Annotated in this window: 14 protein-coding genes and 1 pseudogene; 9 read left to right on the forward strand and 6 right to left on the reverse strand. The window is 73.6% G+C overall.

The window, feature by feature from the left end:
• Positions 1 to 184 precede the first annotated feature (184 nt).
• From ACFXHB_RS34790 to ACFXHB_RS34805, 4 genes and pseudogenes are all read left to right on the forward strand, one after another.
• Positions 185 to 1,156, forward strand: a pseudogene (locus ACFXHB_RS34790) (helix-hairpin-helix domain-containing protein); the annotation flags it as partial.
• Between the two features lie 449 nt (positions 1,157 to 1,605).
• Positions 1,606 to 2,364 carry a putative protein N(5)-glutamine methyltransferase gene (locus ACFXHB_RS34795; protein ID WP_380579273.1) on the forward strand — a complete coding sequence of 253 codons (759 nt, stop codon included), beginning with the start codon at positions 1,606 to 1,608 and terminating at the stop codon, positions 2,362 to 2,364.
• Positions 2,365 to 2,511: 147 nt separating this feature from the next.
• Positions 2,512 to 3,321: a GNAT family N-acetyltransferase gene (locus tag ACFXHB_RS34800; RefSeq protein ID WP_380579299.1), complete on the forward strand. Its 810-nt coding sequence runs from the start codon at positions 2,512 to 2,514 to the stop codon at positions 3,319 to 3,321.
• A gap of 231 nt (positions 3,322 to 3,552) precedes the next feature.
• Positions 3,553 to 5,136, forward strand: a complete 1,584-nt coding sequence (locus ACFXHB_RS34805; RefSeq protein ID WP_380579275.1) for an MFS transporter — start codon at positions 3,553 to 3,555, stop codon at positions 5,134 to 5,136.
• Between the two features lie 67 nt (positions 5,137 to 5,203).
• On the opposite strand, the gene ACFXHB_RS34810 is transcribed toward ACFXHB_RS34805, so the two are convergent.
• Positions 5,204 to 6,424, reverse strand: coding sequence for an FAD-dependent oxidoreductase (locus tag ACFXHB_RS34810; protein WP_380579277.1), 1,221 nt, complete (start codon positions 6,422 to 6,424; stop codon positions 5,204 to 5,206).
• Between the two features lie 607 nt (positions 6,425 to 7,031).
• A complete protein-coding gene (locus tag ACFXHB_RS34815) occupies positions 7,032 to 8,837 on the reverse strand; it encodes a CocE/NonD family hydrolase (RefSeq protein WP_380579279.1) in 1,806 nt (601 codons plus the stop codon).
• A 317-nt stretch (positions 8,838 to 9,154) separates the two neighbouring features.
• Between ACFXHB_RS34815 and ACFXHB_RS34820 the strand changes: the two genes are divergently transcribed.
• The 3 genes from ACFXHB_RS34820 (at position 9,155) to ACFXHB_RS34830 (ending at position 10,835) form a co-directional block, all read left to right on the forward strand.
• Entirely contained in the window at positions 9,155 to 9,538 is a 384-nt protein-coding gene (locus ACFXHB_RS34820; RefSeq protein WP_380579281.1) for a hypothetical protein, read from the forward strand.
• 79 nt (positions 9,539 to 9,617) lie between these two features.
• Positions 9,618 to 10,214 carry a DUF1772 domain-containing protein gene (locus ACFXHB_RS34825; protein ID WP_380579283.1) on the forward strand — a complete coding sequence of 199 codons (597 nt, stop codon included), beginning with the start codon at positions 9,618 to 9,620 and terminating at the stop codon, positions 10,212 to 10,214.
• 264 nt (positions 10,215 to 10,478) lie between these two features.
• Positions 10,479 to 10,835, forward strand: coding sequence for a hypothetical protein (locus ACFXHB_RS34830; protein WP_380579285.1), 357 nt, complete (start codon positions 10,479 to 10,481; stop codon positions 10,833 to 10,835).
• A 167-nt stretch (positions 10,836 to 11,002) separates the two neighbouring features.
• Here the strand turns inward: ACFXHB_RS34830 and ACFXHB_RS34835 are convergent, their stop codons facing one another.
• Positions 11,003 to 11,503, reverse strand: a complete 501-nt coding sequence (locus tag ACFXHB_RS34835; protein WP_380579287.1) for a DUF1772 domain-containing protein — start codon at positions 11,501 to 11,503, stop codon at positions 11,003 to 11,005.
• Between the two features lie 130 nt (positions 11,504 to 11,633).
• Here ACFXHB_RS34835 and ACFXHB_RS34840 point away from each other — a divergent pair, with 130 nt between their 5' ends.
• Positions 11,634 to 12,644, forward strand: coding sequence for an AraC family transcriptional regulator (locus ACFXHB_RS34840; RefSeq protein ID WP_380579289.1), 1,011 nt, complete (start codon positions 11,634 to 11,636; stop codon positions 12,642 to 12,644).
• Positions 12,645 to 12,676: 32 nt separating this feature from the next.
• Here ACFXHB_RS34840 and ACFXHB_RS34845 read toward each other — a convergent pair whose 3' ends face one another.
• From ACFXHB_RS34845 to ACFXHB_RS34855, 3 genes are all read right to left on the reverse strand, one after another.
• On the reverse strand, positions 12,677 to 13,696 hold the full coding sequence (locus ACFXHB_RS34845; RefSeq protein WP_380579291.1) for an acetamidase/formamidase family protein: 1,020 nt from the start codon (positions 13,694 to 13,696) through the stop codon (positions 12,677 to 12,679).
• The gene (locus ACFXHB_RS34850; RefSeq protein WP_380579293.1) at positions 13,693 to 15,300 is read right to left on the reverse strand and encodes an APC family permease; all 1,608 of its coding nucleotides are present in this window, start codon (positions 15,298 to 15,300) and stop codon (positions 13,693 to 13,695) included. The genes ACFXHB_RS34845 and ACFXHB_RS34850 overlap by 4 nt, the downstream gene beginning before the upstream one ends.
• A 75-nt stretch (positions 15,301 to 15,375) precedes the next feature.
• On the reverse strand, positions 15,376 to 16,515 hold the full coding sequence (locus ACFXHB_RS34855) for a substrate-binding domain-containing protein (protein WP_380579295.1): 1,140 nt from the start codon (positions 16,513 to 16,515) through the stop codon (positions 15,376 to 15,378).
• 57 nt (positions 16,516 to 16,572) lie between these two features.
• Between ACFXHB_RS34855 and ACFXHB_RS34860 the strand changes: the two genes are divergently transcribed.
• Positions 16,573 to 17,028, forward strand: a complete 456-nt coding sequence (locus ACFXHB_RS34860; protein WP_380579297.1) for a MarR family winged helix-turn-helix transcriptional regulator — start codon at positions 16,573 to 16,575, stop codon at positions 17,026 to 17,028.
• Positions 17,029 to 17,119: the final 91 nt, after the last annotated feature.

The raw sequence follows: 17,119 nt of genomic DNA on the forward strand, positions 1-17,119 counted from the left end.
GGCATCCGCTTACTGCCGCATAGTCGGCTCCATCAGCCGGGTAAGCCGACTTCGGCCTGTGGCTGTCGAGCCACGGACACCGTCGCCAGCTAGTGTGATATCGGCCACAGGCCAATGAGGGGAATGGGACACAATGACTCACCGCAGCCCGTCAGCGGCTCGGAGCTCCAGCTCCGCGTAAAGCGACACACTCGCGGGGGACACGGTCTTTGCAGCGATACCCGGCGACGTCATTCCGCGCGTCGAGGCCCCCCTGGTGGACCAGCGCACCGGCGCCGAGCAGCCGATCGCCTTCCCCGAGGCCTGCCCGCGCTGCGGTGACGCCATCGACACCTCCGAGCAGCGCTGGCGCTGCGTGCGCGGCCGCGCCTGCCAGGCCGTCGCCTCCATCGTCTACGCCGCCGGTCGCGACCAGCTGGACGTCGAGGGGCTCGGCGGCACCCGCGCCGTCCAGCTCGTCGAGGCCGGGCTGGTCGCCGACCTCGCCGACCTCTTCACGCTCACCAAGGAGCAGCTCCTCACCCTGGACCGGATGGGCGACACCAGCGCCGACAACCTGCTCGCCGCCATCGAGACCGCCCGTACCCAGCCGCTGAACCGGGTCTTCTGCGCGCTCGGCATCCGCGGCACCGGACGCACGATGTCGCGCCGGATCGCCGCGTACTTCGGCAGCATGGCCGCGATCCGGGCCGCCGACGCGGCGACGCTCGCCGGGGTGGACGGCATCGGCGCCGAGAAGGCCGCCGTCATCGTCGTCGAACTCGCTGAGGTGGCCGCGTTGTTGGACCGGCTGGCGGACCTCGGTGTCGGCACCGCCGTCACCGTGCCGACCGCGCCCGCAGGGTCCGCCGGGTCCACCGGCGGAGCTGAGTCCGAGTCGGAGGAGGCGGGCGGCGCGGCGGCCGGTCCGCTGGTCGGTGAGAGCGTCGTCGTCACCGGAGCGATGACCGGGCCGCTGGCCGAGCTCTCCCGCAACGCGGTGAACGAGCTGATCGAGCGGGCCGGCGGCAAGGCCTCCTCCTCCGTCTCCAAGCGGACCACCCTGCTGGTCGCCGGGGAGAAGGCCGGCTCCAAGCGGGCCAAGGCCGAGGAGCTCGGCATCCGGATCCTCGGCCCGGAGGAGTTCGCCGCGCTGGTCGCCGACCACCTCGGCTGAGCGGTGGTCGCCCGGAGGTCGGTCGCCCGGAGGTCGGCCGGTCGGGGGGCACCGTCGGGTCGGGCCGTCGCTCCAGGGGAGGCGCGGCCACCGCCGAGGTCGCGGAGCGCCGCGTCGAACGGCGGCGTGCCGGGGCGCTCGGACCTCGCCGTCGCCCCTGGGAATCCGGCCGGGAGAAGGCCCGCCGCCGGTGCTCTCCGTGCTCGGAGGGTGCGGTAGGGTGGCGGCGCCGAATAGGACCACAAACCTCGGGAGGTGAGACCCATTACCGGTACGACGGAGCGGGTGCTCCCCGGGAACGGCTGTGAAGGCCCGGCGCCGAGCGCGTAGCGGCGCTCTGCCGGTACGGCGACGGTCCCTCTCGGGGAGCCCTGGCGGATCGATCTTTCGCCTGCTTTCTTGATGGGGTTCTCTTGTCTGTTGTCTCTTCAGCGCTGTTGCGTTCTTCGGTGACCTCCCGGCTCCGGGCAGCCGGTTGTGTGTTCGCCGAGGACGAGGCGCGCATCCTGCTCGACGCCGCCGCCACTCCCGCCGAACTCGCCGAGATGGTGCGGTCCCGTGCGCAGGGCCACCCGTTGGAACACGTGGTCGGCCGGGCGGAGTTCGGGGGCCTGCGGATCTCCGTGGACGCGGGTGTGTTCGTGCCCCGGCGCCGCAGTGAGTTCCTGGTCGAGACGGCGCTCGGGCGGACGCCCGCGCACGCGCTGGTGGTCGACCTCTGCTGCGGCAGCGGCGCCCTGGCCGCCGCCCTCGCGGCGGGGGCGGGCCACCCGGTCGAGGTGTACGCGGCGGACATCGACCCGGCCGCCGTCCGGTGCGCCCGCCGCAACCTGACCGCCGTGGGTGGTCAGGTGTTCGAGGGCGATCTGTTCGACCCGCTGCCCGCCGCACTGCGCGGCCGGGTCGACGTCCTGCTGGCGAACGTGCCCTACGTACCGACCGCCGACATCGCCCTGCTGCCGGCCGAGGCCCGGATACACGAGGCGCGCCCGGCGCTGGACGGCGGCGCCGACGGACTGGACGTGCTGCGCCGGGTGGCGGGGGAGGCACCCCAGTGGCTGGCCCCGGGCGGGGCGTTGTTCTTCGAGACCAGTGAACGCCAGGTGCCCGAGGCCCTCGCCGTCGTCGGCGCGGCCGGGTTGGCCGGCGCCGTCTCCTCCTGTCCCGACCGCGACGCGACCGCGGTGACGGCGGTTCGCCCGCGCTGACCGCGGTCGACCGAACGGGGGCGGGGTCGGCCGGGGGCGGGGTCGCGTCGCGGCCGACCGGGGCGTGGGGGTCGGCCGGGGAGCGGCCGGCCCCGCGGAATTCCGATTGCCCGGCCGGCCCCGGGATGGTGGAGTACCCGCATGAATGTGGATCATGAGAAGTTGCTGGCCCTGCTGGACTCCCGGATGCGCCGCCGCGCCGTGCCCGACACCCCCGCCGCCCGCGTCGAGCACACCCCGGTCGTGGTGCGTCAGAGCGGCCCCGACAGCGTCTGGAACGGCATCCTCTGGTCGGACCTCGACGCCGCCGGTGCCGACGAGGCGATCGCCGAGCAGGTCCGCCACTACGCCGGCCTCGGCCAGGACTTCGAGTGGACCCTGTACGGCCACGACCGCCCGGCCGACCTCGCCGACCGCCTGTCCGCCGCCGGCTTCACCCCGGAGGAGCCGGAGACCCTGATGGTCGCCGACATCGCCGACCTCACCCGCCGGATGGCCGGCACGGGCGAGCCGGCCGGCATCGAGCTGCGCGAGGTCACCGACGAGGCGGGCGTGGCCCAGGTCGTCGCCGTCCACGAGGAGGCCTTCGGCACCGACGGCACCCGGCTGGGCCGACGCATCCTGGCCCAGCTCGCCGAGAGCCCGGAGACCCTCAGGATCCACCTCGCCGTCGCCCGCCACGAGGGCCGGGAGATCCCGGTGAGCGCGGCCCGGCTGGAGCTGCACCCCGGCACGGGCTTCGCGGGGCTCTGGGGCGGCGGGACGCTGGCCGCCTGGCGCGGCCGCGGCGTCTACCGCGCACTGGTCGCCCACCGGGCCCGGATCGCCGCCGAACTCGGCTACGAGTACCTCCGGGTCGACGCCTCCGACCAGAGCCGCCCGATCCTGGAACGGCTGGGCTTCGCCGTCCTGACCACCATGACCCCCTACCAGTACGAGCGAGGGTCCCGGACCTGACCGCCCGGTGGGTGCCGTGCCGGCCGCCGGCGGTGTCACGGTCCGCCCGCCGCCCGCCGCCCGCCGCCCGCCGCCCGCCGCCCGCCGCCCGCCGCCCCGCGATTCGCAGGGCCGCGATTCGCAGGGCCGTTCGGGTGATGCGCGGCGTGTGGCGGCAGGCCCGGTACCGGGCGGGCCCGGATAGTGGGTTGGTCCGTTCGGCACGGGGCCGGGCGCAGGAGGGAGCGGACCATGACCGGAACGCCCGGGGTGCCGGACGGGGCGTACTCCCCGCGGCGGTGGACCGCGATGACGGGGATGTGTGTCGCGGCCGGCATGGTCTGGTTGTCCTTCGCGGACTTCGGGGTCGCGGTTCCGACGATCTCGGACGAACTGTCGGTCTCGCTGCCCGCCCTGCAGTGGGCCAACAACGCCTTCAGCCTCTCCACCGGTGCCCTGGTGCTCGCGGCCGGGAAGCTGGGGGACGTGTTCGGGCGCAAGCGGATGCTGGAGCTCGGGCTGGTGCTCCTGGGCGCGGTCTCCCTGCTGGCGGCGTTCACGCCGGGGGTGACCGGAATGATCGCCGGACGGGCCGCGATGGGCGTCGGCGCGGCGCTGATCCTGCCCGCCACGCTGGCACTGATCCCGCCCATGTTCCCGCCGGCGGAGCAACCGCGTGCGTTCGGGGCCTGGATGGCGGTGGCCTGGGTCGGTCAGGCCGCCGGCCCCGCCGTCGGCGGGGTGTTGACGGGCCTGGCCGGCTGGCGGTCGACCTTCTGGATCAACGCTCCGCTGGCCGTGATCGCCTGGTGGCTGGTGCGCCGGTCGGCCGTGGAGTCCACCGACCCGAACGCCACCCGGCACATCGACCTGATCGGCCTGGTCGTCAGCGCCGCCGCCGCGTTCTGTCTGCTCTACGGCTGCACGGCCGGTCAGGAGGACGGCTTCACCGATCCGGTGATCATCGCTCTGCTGGTCGGCTCCGTCGTTCTGGCGGTGCTGTTCGTGCTGGTGGAGCGGCGGGTCGCGGACCCGCTGCTCGACCTGCGGCTGTTCGCCTCGCGACCGTTCGACGGCGCGCTCGCCGCGAACTCCGTGATGAACATCGTCTTCGCCGGTGTGAGCTTCCTGCTCACGCTCTACCTCCAGGAGGTGCGCGGCTACGGCCCGGTCGCGGCCGGGTTGCTGTTGCTGCCCTCCACGGTGACGATCCTGCTGTTCAACCCGTTCGGCGGGCGGGTGGCGGCCCGGCGCGGGGCGCGGCTCCCGGTGGCCGTCGGCCTGTTCCTGCTGGGCATCGGCACCCTGGTGGCGGCCGTGATCGGCGACACCTACCACTACGCGATCCTGGCCGCCGGGCTGCTGGTGCTCGGCGCCGGCCTCGGGCTGATGTCCGTTCCGCTGTCCGACACCGCGGTGGCCGGACCGCCCGAGGAACTCGCCGGAACCGCCTCCGGGATGTTCAAGGTCACCAGCATGCTGGGCGGCGCCTTCGGGGTCGCCGTGACGGTGGCGGTCCAGCAGGCCGTCGAGACCAACCAGGCGATCAGCCGGGCGCGGGCGGCCGGGCTGTCGGAGGCCGACGCCCAGCAACTGGGCAACGCGGTCACGGACTCCAAGCTCGCCGACCAGATCCTCGCCTCGGTCGACCAGTCGACGGCGGACGCGATCAACGCCGCCTTCCGCGAGGTGCAGGAAGTCGGCACCGGCCGCGCGATCGGCCTGGCCGGCCTGCTCGCGGTGGTGGCGGCGCTGGCCCTGCCGCTGGTGTGGCGACAGCGGCCGGGGCACCGGGAGTCCCCGGTGTCGGGGGAGGAGCAGCCGGAGAAGAGGTAGCGGGCAGGCGGCACGCCGCCTCTGCTCGCCGCCGTCGAACGGTGGCCCGAGCCCGTGGGGCGGCGGGCTACTTCTGTCCGACTCGTTCCCTGCCGGTCCGCCGGGAGGACGCGACGACGGCGAAGGCGTAGTCGACCATGCGGTTCTGGTAGTCGCGGACCGCCTCCACCAGCGGGGCTCCCTCGTCGGCGGCGGCTGACAGGGCCGCCACCAGTTCACCGGCGTCCCGGATCGCGGTGTTGGCCCCCATGGCGAGCACAGGGCTCATCGCGTGGATCGCGTCGCCGATCAGGGTCACCCGGCCCGCTTCCCACGGCTCGACCGGAGCGGCGGTGGAGACGCGCAGCGGGAACAGTGAGTCGGTCTCCCACCGGCTCAGCAAGCGGTGGACGTCCGGGTGCCAGTCGTCGCCCAGTACGGTGAGGGCCAGGTCGCGCAGGGCGCCGCGGTCGAGCCGGCGCAGTTCGGCGAAGGGCCGTAGAGCCGGGTGGTCGGCCGGGGCACCGACCATGCAGGCGAGGTAGTCGCCGGTGGCGGGCAGGGCGACCGGGGGGTCGGTCGCTGCGCCGGCCGTATCGGGTGGGCAGCCGAACCGCACCGGGCCCAGCCCCACATGGGGGTGGCCGGGACCGCCGGTCACCACGGTGAAGATGCTGTCGAAGACCCAGGGCGGGATCTCGGCCGGGGTGGTCCGGTCCAGACGGATCCGGCCGTAGATCAGGCGCAGCCCGGCGTCCTCGACTCGGGCGTTCGGCAACAGGAGCGCGCGGACCGCCGACCCGACCCCGTCCGCGCCGACCAGCAGGTCCCCGGTCGCGGTGCGGCCGTCCGTGAACCGCGCGGTCACCGTGGAGTCGGCCGCCTGCTCGAAGCCGATCAGCTCGGCCCCGTAGTGCACGCGGTCGTCGAGGCCGGACAGCAGGATCCGGCGCAGGGTGGGACGGTCGAACGCGTGCGGACGCTGGAGGTCCTGATCCGTGGTGTCGGGCCCCGGCGTCTCCTCGGCGGCCCGGTCCGTCAGCGGCTGGAGGTGGCGGCCACGGACCGAGACCCGGGCCGGTGGTGAGCCGGCGGTGGCCAGGCACAGCCGGAAGAGGCTCTCCGGCAGGCAGCGCCGCAAGCCGGTCAGGCCGGGCCGGTCGAGCTGGATGCGGTACCCCTGGGGTCGGGCGTCCGGGTGCGGGTCCCGCTCGTGGACGGTGACGTCGAAGCCGCGGGTGCGCAGACCCTGGGCGAGCGTCAGGCCGCCGAGTCCGGCGCCGACGATGATGACACGATGGTTGGGCACAGTCCTCTGCCTTCGTTGTGGTCACGAAGGAAGCACTGGATTCCCCAAGAGGAATGAACGCCGTACCGGCGCCGCTCCGAAACACCATCCGAGAGCGATTTTTCGCGTTCCGTTCAATCGCCGCCGACTGTAGCACGCCCTCTTCCGGGCAGGGGCCGAGGCACAGACCGATGCCGCGCTGACGCGCCGCTTCGAGACGAACGGTGAGGTCGAAGGCCAGGTCGGCGGCGTCGCGGTACGCGGGCGCTGGGTGGCGGCGGACCAGTTGGGCCCCGCAACCCACGAGGTCCGCCTGGGAGTTCTCGCCCACCGCCTGCCCGAGCAGGCGGTCCGGCGCAGCCGCCACGCGCGGCGCGAGCAGACCCTGGACGCCCACCTGGACGGGCGGCTGCTGACCGTCGTCCGGCGCACCGAGGGGAGCCGGCCCACCTGGAACCGCATCTCGGCCGACCCCCGACTGTGCGGGGAGGCCGCCGGGAGCGGCCCTGAAGGCAGAACCGGCCTGACCACCCGCCCGGCCGCTTCTGCCCCGGCGAATTCGGCCGTACAGCAGCCCGCCGCGCACCGATCGGCGGGCTGCTGTACGGGTGGTGGAGCATCGGGGGTGTCAGCCCAGCGGCAGCTCCAGTCGAGCCTCGTTCCCGCTCACGGAGCTGACCGTGGTGGTGGTGAGGGCGGGGAGGTCCGAGCCCGCGTAGGAGTACAGCGGGTCACGGCTGTTGATCACCAGGGCGAGGCGGTGCCCGACCGGCAGGTCGTAGGAGACGGCCTGGAGCAACCAGACGAGCGTGGTGTTCACCTTCGGGGCCAGGTCGGTCGCCGTGTAGGGCTCGTGGGTGATGATCCGGGCGGTGCCGTCCGGGGCGACGTCGTACAGGTAGGCGATCACGGTGGCGGCGTCGACGCTGCTGCGCACGGTGAGCCGCACGGTGGCGGCGCCCCGGATCCGGCGGGCCACCTCACCGGAGCCGGTCAGCGGGTCGGTCGACCAGACCAGCAGCTGGTCGCGCTCGAAGTCCGCGAGCTTGTACGTCTCGGGGTTGCCGAACCACTCCCGCTGCCCGGTCTTGAGCAACTCCCCCGCGACGGAGGACGTCAGGGCGCCGGCGGCGAAGTCCCGCGACCACCCGGCGGTCGGCTTGTCGGTCAGCGTGCCGTCACCGGTGTCGCCGGCCCCGGTGAGGTACCAGGACTCGCTGCCGGTGGTGGCCTCGTGCCAGGACGCGTACGCCTCGCGGCGGGCCGGTACGGTGATCAGCTTGGTGCCGCCCGGGATGGCGACCGTCTGGTAGGTGAACATGCTCTGGCTGTTCACCACCGGCCAGTTCGGCACGTCGTTGTCGATGCCGAGCAGGTGGTGGTCCAGCCACTCGTAGGCCTCCCGCGAGGGCACCGCCAGCCCGGGGAACGGCAGCCCGGGCACCAGCCCGGCCAGGCCGGGGCCCTCGGGGGCGCCGTGGTCGCCGATCCACAGGTTCAGGTGCTTGGGCACGGTGAGCCGCTCGAAGACGTCGAGCACCGGGTTGACCGGGAACAGCGTCTCGTGCCAGGTGTTGGAGACGAAGGTCGGGACGCCCCGCGCGTTCGTCTGGTCGACGTAGGACTCCGGGGAGCGTTCGGTGCCCCACGCGACCACCTCGTCGAGGTTCTGGCCGCTCAGGAAGTCCTTGAGGAGCTGCTGGGCGCCCTCGTCGAACTTCTCCTCCAGCGGGCCGCCGGTGAAGTCGATCAGCGCCTGTACGGCCTCCAGGTGCCGGGTGCCGTTGTTGTACAGGCTGGTGGCGAGGTTCCCCCAGGTGCTCAGCGCCACCACGGTGTCGACCCGGGCGGCCGGGTCGTGCGCGGCGACCAGCTGGCTGATCCCGGAGCCGTAGGACTCGCCGAGGAAGCCGATCCGGCTGGGTTCGAGCGACTGCTGCGCGTAGTCGATCACGGTCGAGCCGTCGGCCCAGTCGTTGGGCCCGGCCACGTCGACGAAGCCCTCGGAGGTCGACACCCAGCCCTTGATGCCGATGCCGCGCGGGGAGTAGGCGAGCACGTGGTAGCCGCGCTGCGCCAGCTTGAGGTACGCGTAGAGGAAGGGCAGCCAGCCGAACGGGTTCCAGCCGGCGGGCACGATCACCACCGGGCGCGGGGCGTCGCCCTTCAGCCTCAGCGAGAAGGCCGACAGCCGGACGCCGTCGTGCGTGACGATGCGGGGGAGCCCGATCGTGGCGATCCGCTGTACCTCGGCCACCAGCTCCGCGAGCTCCGGCGGGAGTTCGACGCCCTCCTCGCCCTGCAGGGAGGCGAGCAACGCCCGGGACACGTCGACGACGGCCTGGCTGACGCTGTGGCCCGGGCCCCAGATGCCGTTGGTGGCGATGTCGGTGAGTGTCGCTTCGGTGATCGACGGAGTCTGGTCACTGGTCATTCGAAACTACCTTCTCTGTAAACGGATACCGCTCGGCATCATGATCGGAGCCGTTGGCACTCAAACTGATGCCTCATCAACATTCACTGAAATCAGTGATGTTGAGGCGAAGTGGACTCGCGCCCGCCCCATCTGCGCTACGCGCGCCGAGCCTGGCTCCCCACCGCGCCGCCCGCACGACTCCCGCGGGGCGGCCGTCGTACGCGGCCAGGCGGTGCCCGCAGTGCCTCCGCGCCGCCCCCGCGTTGGACGCTCGGACATGGAGCTGAGCTCGACGACCATGGCTCCCCGGGGCGGGGCGGACTTGACTGGGTGCCATGGCAGATGACGCGCAGGACAACGGGATCACCCAGCAGACCGCGCAGGGCCGGACCCCCGCCGGGGCCGGCTCGCTCGTCCTGGTGACCGGGGGGACGGGCAAGGTGACGGGGCCTCGGCCGCTCTCCTTCGCCGACGTCGCGGCGGAGCTGTCCGCGGCGACCGGGCGCGAGATCCGCTTCGCCGAGGTCACGGTCGAGCAGTACCGCGAGGTGCTGGCCGCGGCGGGTCTGCCGGGCGGGTTCGCCGACCTGTTCACCATGATCCTCGACGGCCGCAACGCCCGACCGGCGGACGGGGTCCGGCGGGCGCTGGGCCGCGCCCCGAGGGACTTCGCGGCCTACGCCCGCGAAGCGGCCGCCTCGGGCGTCTGGAAGGCCTGACTCCGGTCCGGGCCGTCGGCCCGCACGCACCGCCGCCCTACCCACCGCACGTCCGCCCCGCGCCACCGAAGGAGCTCCGATGCGCCACGACCCGACCACCCTCGCCGTCCCCGCCCCCGCCGCCCCCGCCGCGGCGGGGGCCCGCGGGAGCCGTGCCGCCGGTCCGCTGCTGGCCGTCGGCACCGTCGCGACGGGTCTGATGGCCGGGCTCTTCTTCGCCTTCGACGTGTCCGTCATGCCGGGTCTGGCGGACGGCGACGACCGCACCTACGTCACCGCGATGCAGCACATCAACAAGGCGATCGAGAACGGTGTCTTCGGCCTCGCCTTCGTCGGTGCCCTCCTGGCCACCGGCCTCGCGGCCTTCCTCCAGTACCGGGCCGGACGGCGCACCGTCGCACTCTGGGCCGCCGCCGCGACCGCGCTCTACCTCGGTGCGCTGATCGTCACGGCGGTCGTCAACCTTCCGCTCAACAGCGAGCTCGCGCGGGCCGGAGACCCCTCGCGGATCCAGGACTTCGCCGCGGTACGCGCCGCGTTCGAGAGCACCTGGGTGGTCGGCAACGTGGTGCGCACCCTGCTCTGCACGGCGGGTCTGGTCGCGCTGGTCCGCGCCCTGCTCCTGCACGGCCGGGCCACCCCGCTGACGGGTGCCGCCGGTCTCCGGAAGCCCTGAGGAGCCGGGGCGTTCCGACGGTGCTCGGTGTCGCGCTCCGTTTCGCGGTGCGCCGTAGGAGGGACAGCTGACCCCGTACCCGGGGGAGTGACCGAGCGGGGCCGGCCCTTGCGGGCGGCCCCGCTCGCCGTGCGCCCTCTGCGCCCCTCGTGCTGTCGGCCAAGTCCGCTGTGATGCCGGTGACTTGGCCGCAACCGGCGGTTCTAGAATCATGTCGGAAACGGCAGGCGTTCAGCGAGCACCGGGGAAGAGGCGACAGCCACCGTGAGTCCCGTACTGCGACCGTTCCGTGTCGAGGGGAAGGCCATCCAGCTCGCCAAGTACCTCGCGGAGGAGGAAATCGGCGACCTCGTCGGCTGTTCCTGCATCGGCAACGAGGTCACCATCGATCTGTCCGACACCCACTTCCTGATCAACCTGGTCGATCTGGGCGGTGGACTGCGGCTGAACTTCCACATGGCGCACGACGGCCCGGCCCGGGCCCGCTCCTGGAGCCGCCGGCTGCCCGCCGAGGCCGGCCCGCGTGACATCGCCCGGCGCATCGCGCTGGATGTCGCCACGCTGGACCGCGAGATCGCGCCGCTGCGCAACAAACCGCCGATGCCCCCGGCCGCGCGCTGAACGCGGCCGGGGGCATCGACGGACGAGGCGGACGAGGCGAGCAAGACGGACGAGGCGGATGAGGGGGCAGGGCGGACGAGGGGGACAAGGCGAAGACGCCGACCGGGCGAAGAAGGCCGATAGGGCGGGACGGGGGCGGGGAGCCGCCGCGCGTCGCGGCTCCCCGCTCAGCCGGTCGCGTTGCCGTGCAGCACCAGCGCCCAGCAGAGGCAGCCGAGCGCCGCCGTGCAGAGCAGTGCCCGCGCGACGTTCCAGCGCACCCAGCGGGCCTCGAACCGCCCGCGCACCGCGACCGGATCCGGGACCCGCCCCGGCTCCCCGGCGGCGGCCAGGGCGTCGTTCAGCGGAATGTTGATCTTCCGGGTGACCACCAGCGCCGCCGTGTAGCAGGCCAGCGCCGCGGCCGCGGTCGGCAGGACCGGGTGGCCGTCCGACGGCAGGTGCAGGGCCACCGCCACCGCCGTGCAGAGCAGGGCGCCGACGAAGCCGACCAGGAACCAGCCGTTGAGAATGGCCACGTTGATGCGCTGCATCACCTCGATGAACGTCCGGTCCTCCGTCCCGCGCAGCCCCGGCATCACCGAGCAGGCGTAGGCGTAGAACAGGCCCGCGCTCAGTCCGGTGGTGATCGTGGCGGCCACGAGCGCGCTCACGCGTGCCAGTTCCATCGGGCTCATCCCTCTCTCCGTCCCACGGCGTTGCCGCGCCGGCCGACCGCCGGCGGGTCTGGCCTCGCCTGCTCACGACTCTCTCAAATGACGCGGTGTCAATCCATGTCCACGCGTCTACTCTTCCCCCATGGACACTCTCACGGGGCTGCTGGACGGGCCGAAGGCGCGCGGCGCGTTCCTGCTGCGCTCGATCCTCAGCCCGCCGTGGTCGCTGCGGATCGAGGACGGTGCTCCGCTGGCGGTGGTCACCCCGATCCGGGGCGACGCCTGGATCCTGCCCGACGGCGGCGGACCGGTCCGGCTGAGCCCCGGCGATGTCGCCGTCCTGCGCGGCCCGGAGCCCTACACGGTGTCCGACGCCCCCGGCACCCCGGTCCAGGTGGTGATCGGCCCGGGCCAGGCCTGTTCGCGCGACGGCGTCGACGTCGCCGCCTCGATGTCCCTCGGGCTCCGCACCTGGGGCGAGGTCCGGCCCGGCGACGAGAACTCCGCCGTGCTGCTGTCGGGCACCTACCAGGCGGAACACGAGATCGGCCGACGGCTGTTGGCCCATCTGCCAGCCCTGCTGGTCCGGCCCGCCGGGCAGGGCACCACCGCCACCGAGGACACCCTGGTCCGGCTGCTGGCCGCCGAGATGTCCCGCGACGAGCCCGGTCAGGAGCTGGTGCTGGACCGCCTGTTGGACCTGCTGGTGGTCGGGGTGCTGCGCGGCTGGCTGGCGGCCCCGGACAGCAGCGCCCCCGCCTGGTACCGGGCCCAGCACGACCGGGTGGTCGGCCCGGCGCTGCGCCTGTTGCACGACGACCCGGCCCGCGCCTGGACGGTGGCCGCGCTGGCGGCCGAGGTAGGCGTCTCCCGCGCGGGCCTGGCCCGCCGCTTCACCGAGCTGGTCGGTGAGCCGCCGATGGCCTACCTCACCACCTGGCGGCTGGCGTTGGCCGCCGACCTGTTCCGGGATCCCGAGCACACCGTCGCCTCGGTGGCCCGCCGGGTCGGCTACGGCAACGCCTTCGCCCTCAGTACCGCGTTCAAACGGGTCCGCGGGCTCACCCCGCAGGAGCACCGGCGGCTGGGCGGCGCCGCGCGGCCCGCCGCGCCGGACGGCACCGCCGCGACCACGGTGGTGCTGTCCGGCTGACCGGCCGGGCCCCGGGCGGAGGTCCGCCGGGCTCACCGGTGGCGCAGGTACGCCGCGGCCGTCGCGCGCAGCCGGTCGTGCAGGCCGTCGTAGGCGCGGACCCGGCCCAGCAGCTCCTTCGGCAGCTTGGCGACCATCGTGTAGTTGGTGTCGCAGACATTGGCGGCCGGGGCGAGGCCGGCCTGGCTGACGAGCTGGTAGGCGTCGAGCCGGTCCAGGCCGAGCAGGTCCCCGGTCCAGGTCACGAGGTCGTGCTGGCTGATCCGGAAGGCGTCCTCCAGCGGCCGGGCGGAGCCGGTGCTGATGAGGAAGCGGTCGCTCTCCAGCCGGGGCCATGCGGGGGCGCCGCCCTTGATCAGGTCGACCACGACGGTCGTGCGCATGGCCGTCTCCACCGCCGTGCCGCAGACCTCGCCCTCGCCCTGGCGGGCGTGGCCGTCGCCGATGCCGAGCAGGGCGCCGGGGGCGCTGACGCCGAAGTAGGCGGTGGTGCCGGCCCGCATCTCGGGGGTGTCCAGGTTGCCGCCGTGGGCGCCGGGGGTGATGGACATCAGCGTCTCGCCGGCGGCGGGCGCGACCCCGACCGTGCCGTGCATCGGGTCGAGCGGGAGCTCCACGCTGAAGTCGCCTTCGCGGGCGCGGAACCGGCAGGTCCCGGCCGCCACGTCGATGTCGTAGCGCCAGACCCGTTCCTCCAGCGGGGCGTGCAGCATGGCGGTGGTGTGGGTGGCGGTGAGGGCGCCGAAGTGCGGGAAGGTGCTGGAGATGCCCCAGTCGCGGGCCGGGGTGATCTCGACGAAGTGCACGGCGAGGGTGTCCCCGGGCTCGGCGCCGGCGATCGCCACGGGGCCGGTGACGGGGTTGAGGTAGGGGAAGACGCAGACCTCGCTGGGCAGGTCGGCGACGCCCCGGACGGCCCCGCCGAAACAGTCCTCGGTGGTGAGTTCGATGATGCTGCCGGGCCGGACGGTGACGAGGGGCGGGCGGCCGCCGAAGGTGTAGGCGTAGTCGTCCGGGGTGGGTGTCAGCGAGATGACGTCGGGCTGGTTCACAGCTGCTCCTGATCGGGTCGGGCGCGAAGGCCGCTGCCGGTGCCGCCAGGTGTACCGGTGTCGGCGTCCGCGGCGCGGGTGGACACGGCCGGGGCCGCGGGCGTGGGCGTCTCGGCGGCGGCGGTGACGGCCTCGCCCGCGGCCACGGGGTCACCGGAGGTCACGGGTTCACCGGTGGCGGCGGGTCCACCGGAGGTGACGGTCTCACCGGAGGTGACGGCGAGGCGGGGACGGCGGCCGGTCGCGGTCAGGCCGACGAGTACGGCGATCCCGACCGCGAGCCAGAGGAAGCCGAGCCGTTGGGCGGCGATGTCGGCGTTGACGACCACGTAGGCCAGGATCGCGAACCCGAGGACGGGAGCGACCAGGTGGCGCCAGTAGTCGCGGCTGCGGCGCCGGACGAGGTAGTGCACGACGACGGAGACGTGCAGGACGAGGAAGGTGGTCAGCGCGCCGAAGTTGACGAGGGTGCCGAGCAGGGTGATGCCGTCCTCGCGCGAGGCCGTGTACAGGCCGAGGACCAGGGAGATCCCGGCGGTCAGCAGGGTGGCGTTGACCGGTACCCGGTGCTTGGGGTGGATCCGCGCGAGGAAGGCGGGCAACTGCCGGTCGCGCGCCATGGCGTAGAGCAGCCGGGAGGTGGCGGCCTGGGCGACCAGGGAGTTGGCGAAGCCCCAGGCGACGGCGGTGGCGGCCGCGGTGAGGGTGGCGAGCCAGCCGCCGGCGGCGGTGCGGGCGGCGTCGTAGAAGGCCGTCCCGTCGGGGTCGCCCCGGCTGATCAGGCCCTCCGGGTCGGTCACCAGCAGCGAGGCCACCCAGGTCTGCGCGATGAACAGCGAACCGGCCAGCAGCAGTGCGGCGATCATGGAGCGGCCGATCGCCCGGGTGGAGTCCCGGTTCTCCTCCGACAGCGTGGAGATCCCGTCGAAGCCGAGGAAGCTGAGCACCGCGACCGAGACGGCGCCGAAGATCAGGCTCCAGGAGAAGGTGTGCGCGTTGTAGAGCGGTGTGAGGTCGAAGCCGCGCCCCTTGCCCTGGGCGAGGGCCACCACCCCGATGCCGAGGAAGAGGGCGACGACGACCAGTTCGCCGATCAGCATGGCCTTGTTGACCCGGGCGGTGGTCTCGATGCCCAGGTAGTTGACGGCGGTGTTGAGCAGCACGAACCCCACCAGCCAGAGCCAGACGGGGACGGCCGGGACGAGGGAGTTCATCGCGACGCCGGCGATCAGGTAGAGCAGGCCGGGGACCAGGACGTAGTCGAGCAGGATCATCCAGCCGGCCAGGAAGCCGACGGGGGCGGCGATGCCGCGGCCGGCGTAGGTGTAGACGGAGCCGGCCATCGGGAAGGCCTGGGACATCTGGGCGTACGACAGGGCGGTGAACATCATCGCGACCATGCCGAGCAGGTAGGCGAGGGCGACCATGCCGCCGGAGCCCTGGAAGACGCCGCCGAAGATCCCGAACGGTGCGATCGGGACCATGAAGACCAGCCCGTAGACCAGCAGGTCGCGAAAGCTCAGGGAGCGGCGCAGCTCCTGTCGGTATCCGTGGGTCCCGGTGTCCGGGGGTGTGGTGTCCGGGGGCGTGGGTGTGTCGGCCATGGCGCTCTCTCTCCGTGACGACCCGGTGGGGGTGGGGACGGTCCCACGGGGGTGTGGGGGAGACAGTAGAGGCAACTATTTCCAAATGGAAGGGTTTTGCCACAAGGGGATCACGGTGAAGTCGAGCCCCTCCACCCGGGCCAGATGGGCGTGCTCGCGCGGCGGGCCCAGGGGCGCGCGGGCCCAGGCCCGCCGGGCCGTCACGTCGTCGGCGCGCAGCAGCCGGCCGGCCGCCCGGGCCAGGCCGTGCGGGGAGGGCGGCCGGCGCCAGGAGAGCGCGGCGAGCAGGTGGATGCCGTCGTAGAGTCCGGCGGCATAGGCGTCCAGGACCGGCGCGTGCGGCCCGAGGACGGCGCGGTGCCGCTCGGTGAGCCGCTGCCGGCGGTCCTCGCCGAGCGAGGCGAAGGAGGGCATCGCGGCGTAGAGCGTTCCGGTGTCGTCGCCCCCGTAGGCCAGCAGGCTGTTCTCCTCCAGCGCGCCGGAGAGCCGGACCAGCCGGCGGTCGAGGCCGGAGCGCCGCAGCGCGCGGTTGAAGTGGACCAGATCGCGTCCGATCAGGCTCAGCAGGAGGCCGTCCGCCCGCGAGGACCGCAGCTCGGCCAGCAGCGGTTCGAGGGCGCCGGCCACGCCGCCGAGCGGGATCCGGCGCTCCAGGACGACCCGGGCCGGGGTCCGGGCCAGCAGCGCCCCGGCGGCCCGGTGGACGGACCGGGGCCAGATGTAGTCGTTGCCGATCAGTGCCCACCGGCGCAGCCGGTGATGATCCGTCACCGTCACCATGGCCCGGCCGAGTTGGCGCATCGGCGGGAGCCCGGTGCACACCACGCCGGGCCGGCGGGGGCCACCCTCGTGCGGGGGTGTGTAGACGTACGCCGCCCGGCCCGCCGTCACCGCCTCGACGGCCCGGTGGACGTCACTGGAGTGGCAGCCGGCCAGCGCGTCCACCGCGCCGGCCGCCAGCAGCCGGGAGACCTCGCCCGCCACCGCGGGCGGCGGCGCCCCGCCGTCCACCGGCACCAGCTCCAGGGGCAGGCCGCGCACCCCGCCGCCGGAGTTCACCTCGTGCGCGGCGAGCAGGGCCCCGTCCAGGGCCGACGGGCCGGTCAGGCCGAGCGGGCCGGACTGCGGCACGACCAGGCCCACCCGGAGCGCCGGCTCCTCCCGTCCGGAGTGCAGCGCGTCGAGCGGGTCGACCATCTTCACGTCGGTGTCCACCGGGCAGAGTATGGTCGTCGCGACGGCCTGGGGAAACGAGCGGGAGGTGGTGGGGCGATGACACACGGCGCACCGGCCCGGGAGGCCGCGGCCGAGCCGTCCTCGCCGGGGGTGCCGGAGCCGCTGCTGATCGAGCTGCTGACCGTCGCCCAGCGCCGGCTGGCCCGGGGCCTGTCGGCGGTGCTGGACGAGGAGGGCTGCACCCTCGACCAGTGGCGGGTGATGCGCGCGCTGGCGGACGGCGAGGGCCGGGCGATGGGCGAGCTGGCCCAGGTGCTGCTGATCCCGCAGGCGAGTCTGAGCCGCGTGGTGGACGCCCTGGCCGACGCCGGCTGGGTCTACCGCCGACAGTCGGACCAGGACCGTCGCCGGATCACGGCCCACCTCTCCCGTTCCGGCCGCTCCCGGCTGGTCCGGCTGGACGCCCTGGCGGCCGCCCACGACGCGGCCGTCCGCGAGGCCAGCGGGACGACCGACCCGGGCCGGATCATCCAGCACCTCACCGCGGGCTAGATGATTGATGCCAAGGGCTCGCTGGCGCGCATGACATGAAGCGAGGGAGTCCAAAGATCGGTTGTGACGCCTGATCTGGACTCCCTCGCGA

The organism is Kitasatospora sp. NPDC059327 (assembly GCF_042752535.1).
Classification (GTDB): Bacteria; Actinomycetota; Actinomycetes; order Streptomycetales; family Streptomycetaceae; genus Kitasatospora.

Excerpts from the sequence above, each read along its gene's own strand:
- ACFXHB_RS34825 (WP_380579283.1), top strand. The coding sequence starts at position 9,618 with ATGCGCCACGACCCGACCACCCTCGCCGTCCCCGCCCCCGCCGCCCCC.
- ACFXHB_RS34805 (WP_380579275.1), top strand. The coding sequence starts at position 3,553 with ATGACCGGAACGCCCGGGGTGCCGGACGGGGCGTACTCCCCGCGGCGG.
- ACFXHB_RS34860 (WP_380579297.1), top strand. The coding sequence starts at position 16,573 with ATGACACACGGCGCACCGGCCCGGGAGGCCGCGGCCGAGCCGTCCTCG.
- ACFXHB_RS34820 (WP_380579281.1), top strand. The coding sequence starts at position 9,155 with ATGGCAGATGACGCGCAGGACAACGGGATCACCCAGCAGACCGCGCAG.
- ACFXHB_RS34850 (WP_380579293.1), bottom strand. The coding sequence starts at position 15,300 with ATGGCCGACACACCCACGCCCCCGGACACCACACCCCCGGACACCGGG.
- ACFXHB_RS34835 (WP_380579287.1), bottom strand. The coding sequence starts at position 11,503 with ATGGAACTGGCACGCGTGAGCGCGCTCGTGGCCGCCACGATCACCACC.
- ACFXHB_RS34815 (WP_380579279.1), bottom strand. The coding sequence starts at position 8,837 with ATGACCAGTGACCAGACTCCGTCGATCACCGAAGCGACACTCACCGAC.
- ACFXHB_RS34840 (WP_380579289.1), top strand. The coding sequence starts at position 11,634 with ATGGACACTCTCACGGGGCTGCTGGACGGGCCGAAGGCGCGCGGCGCG.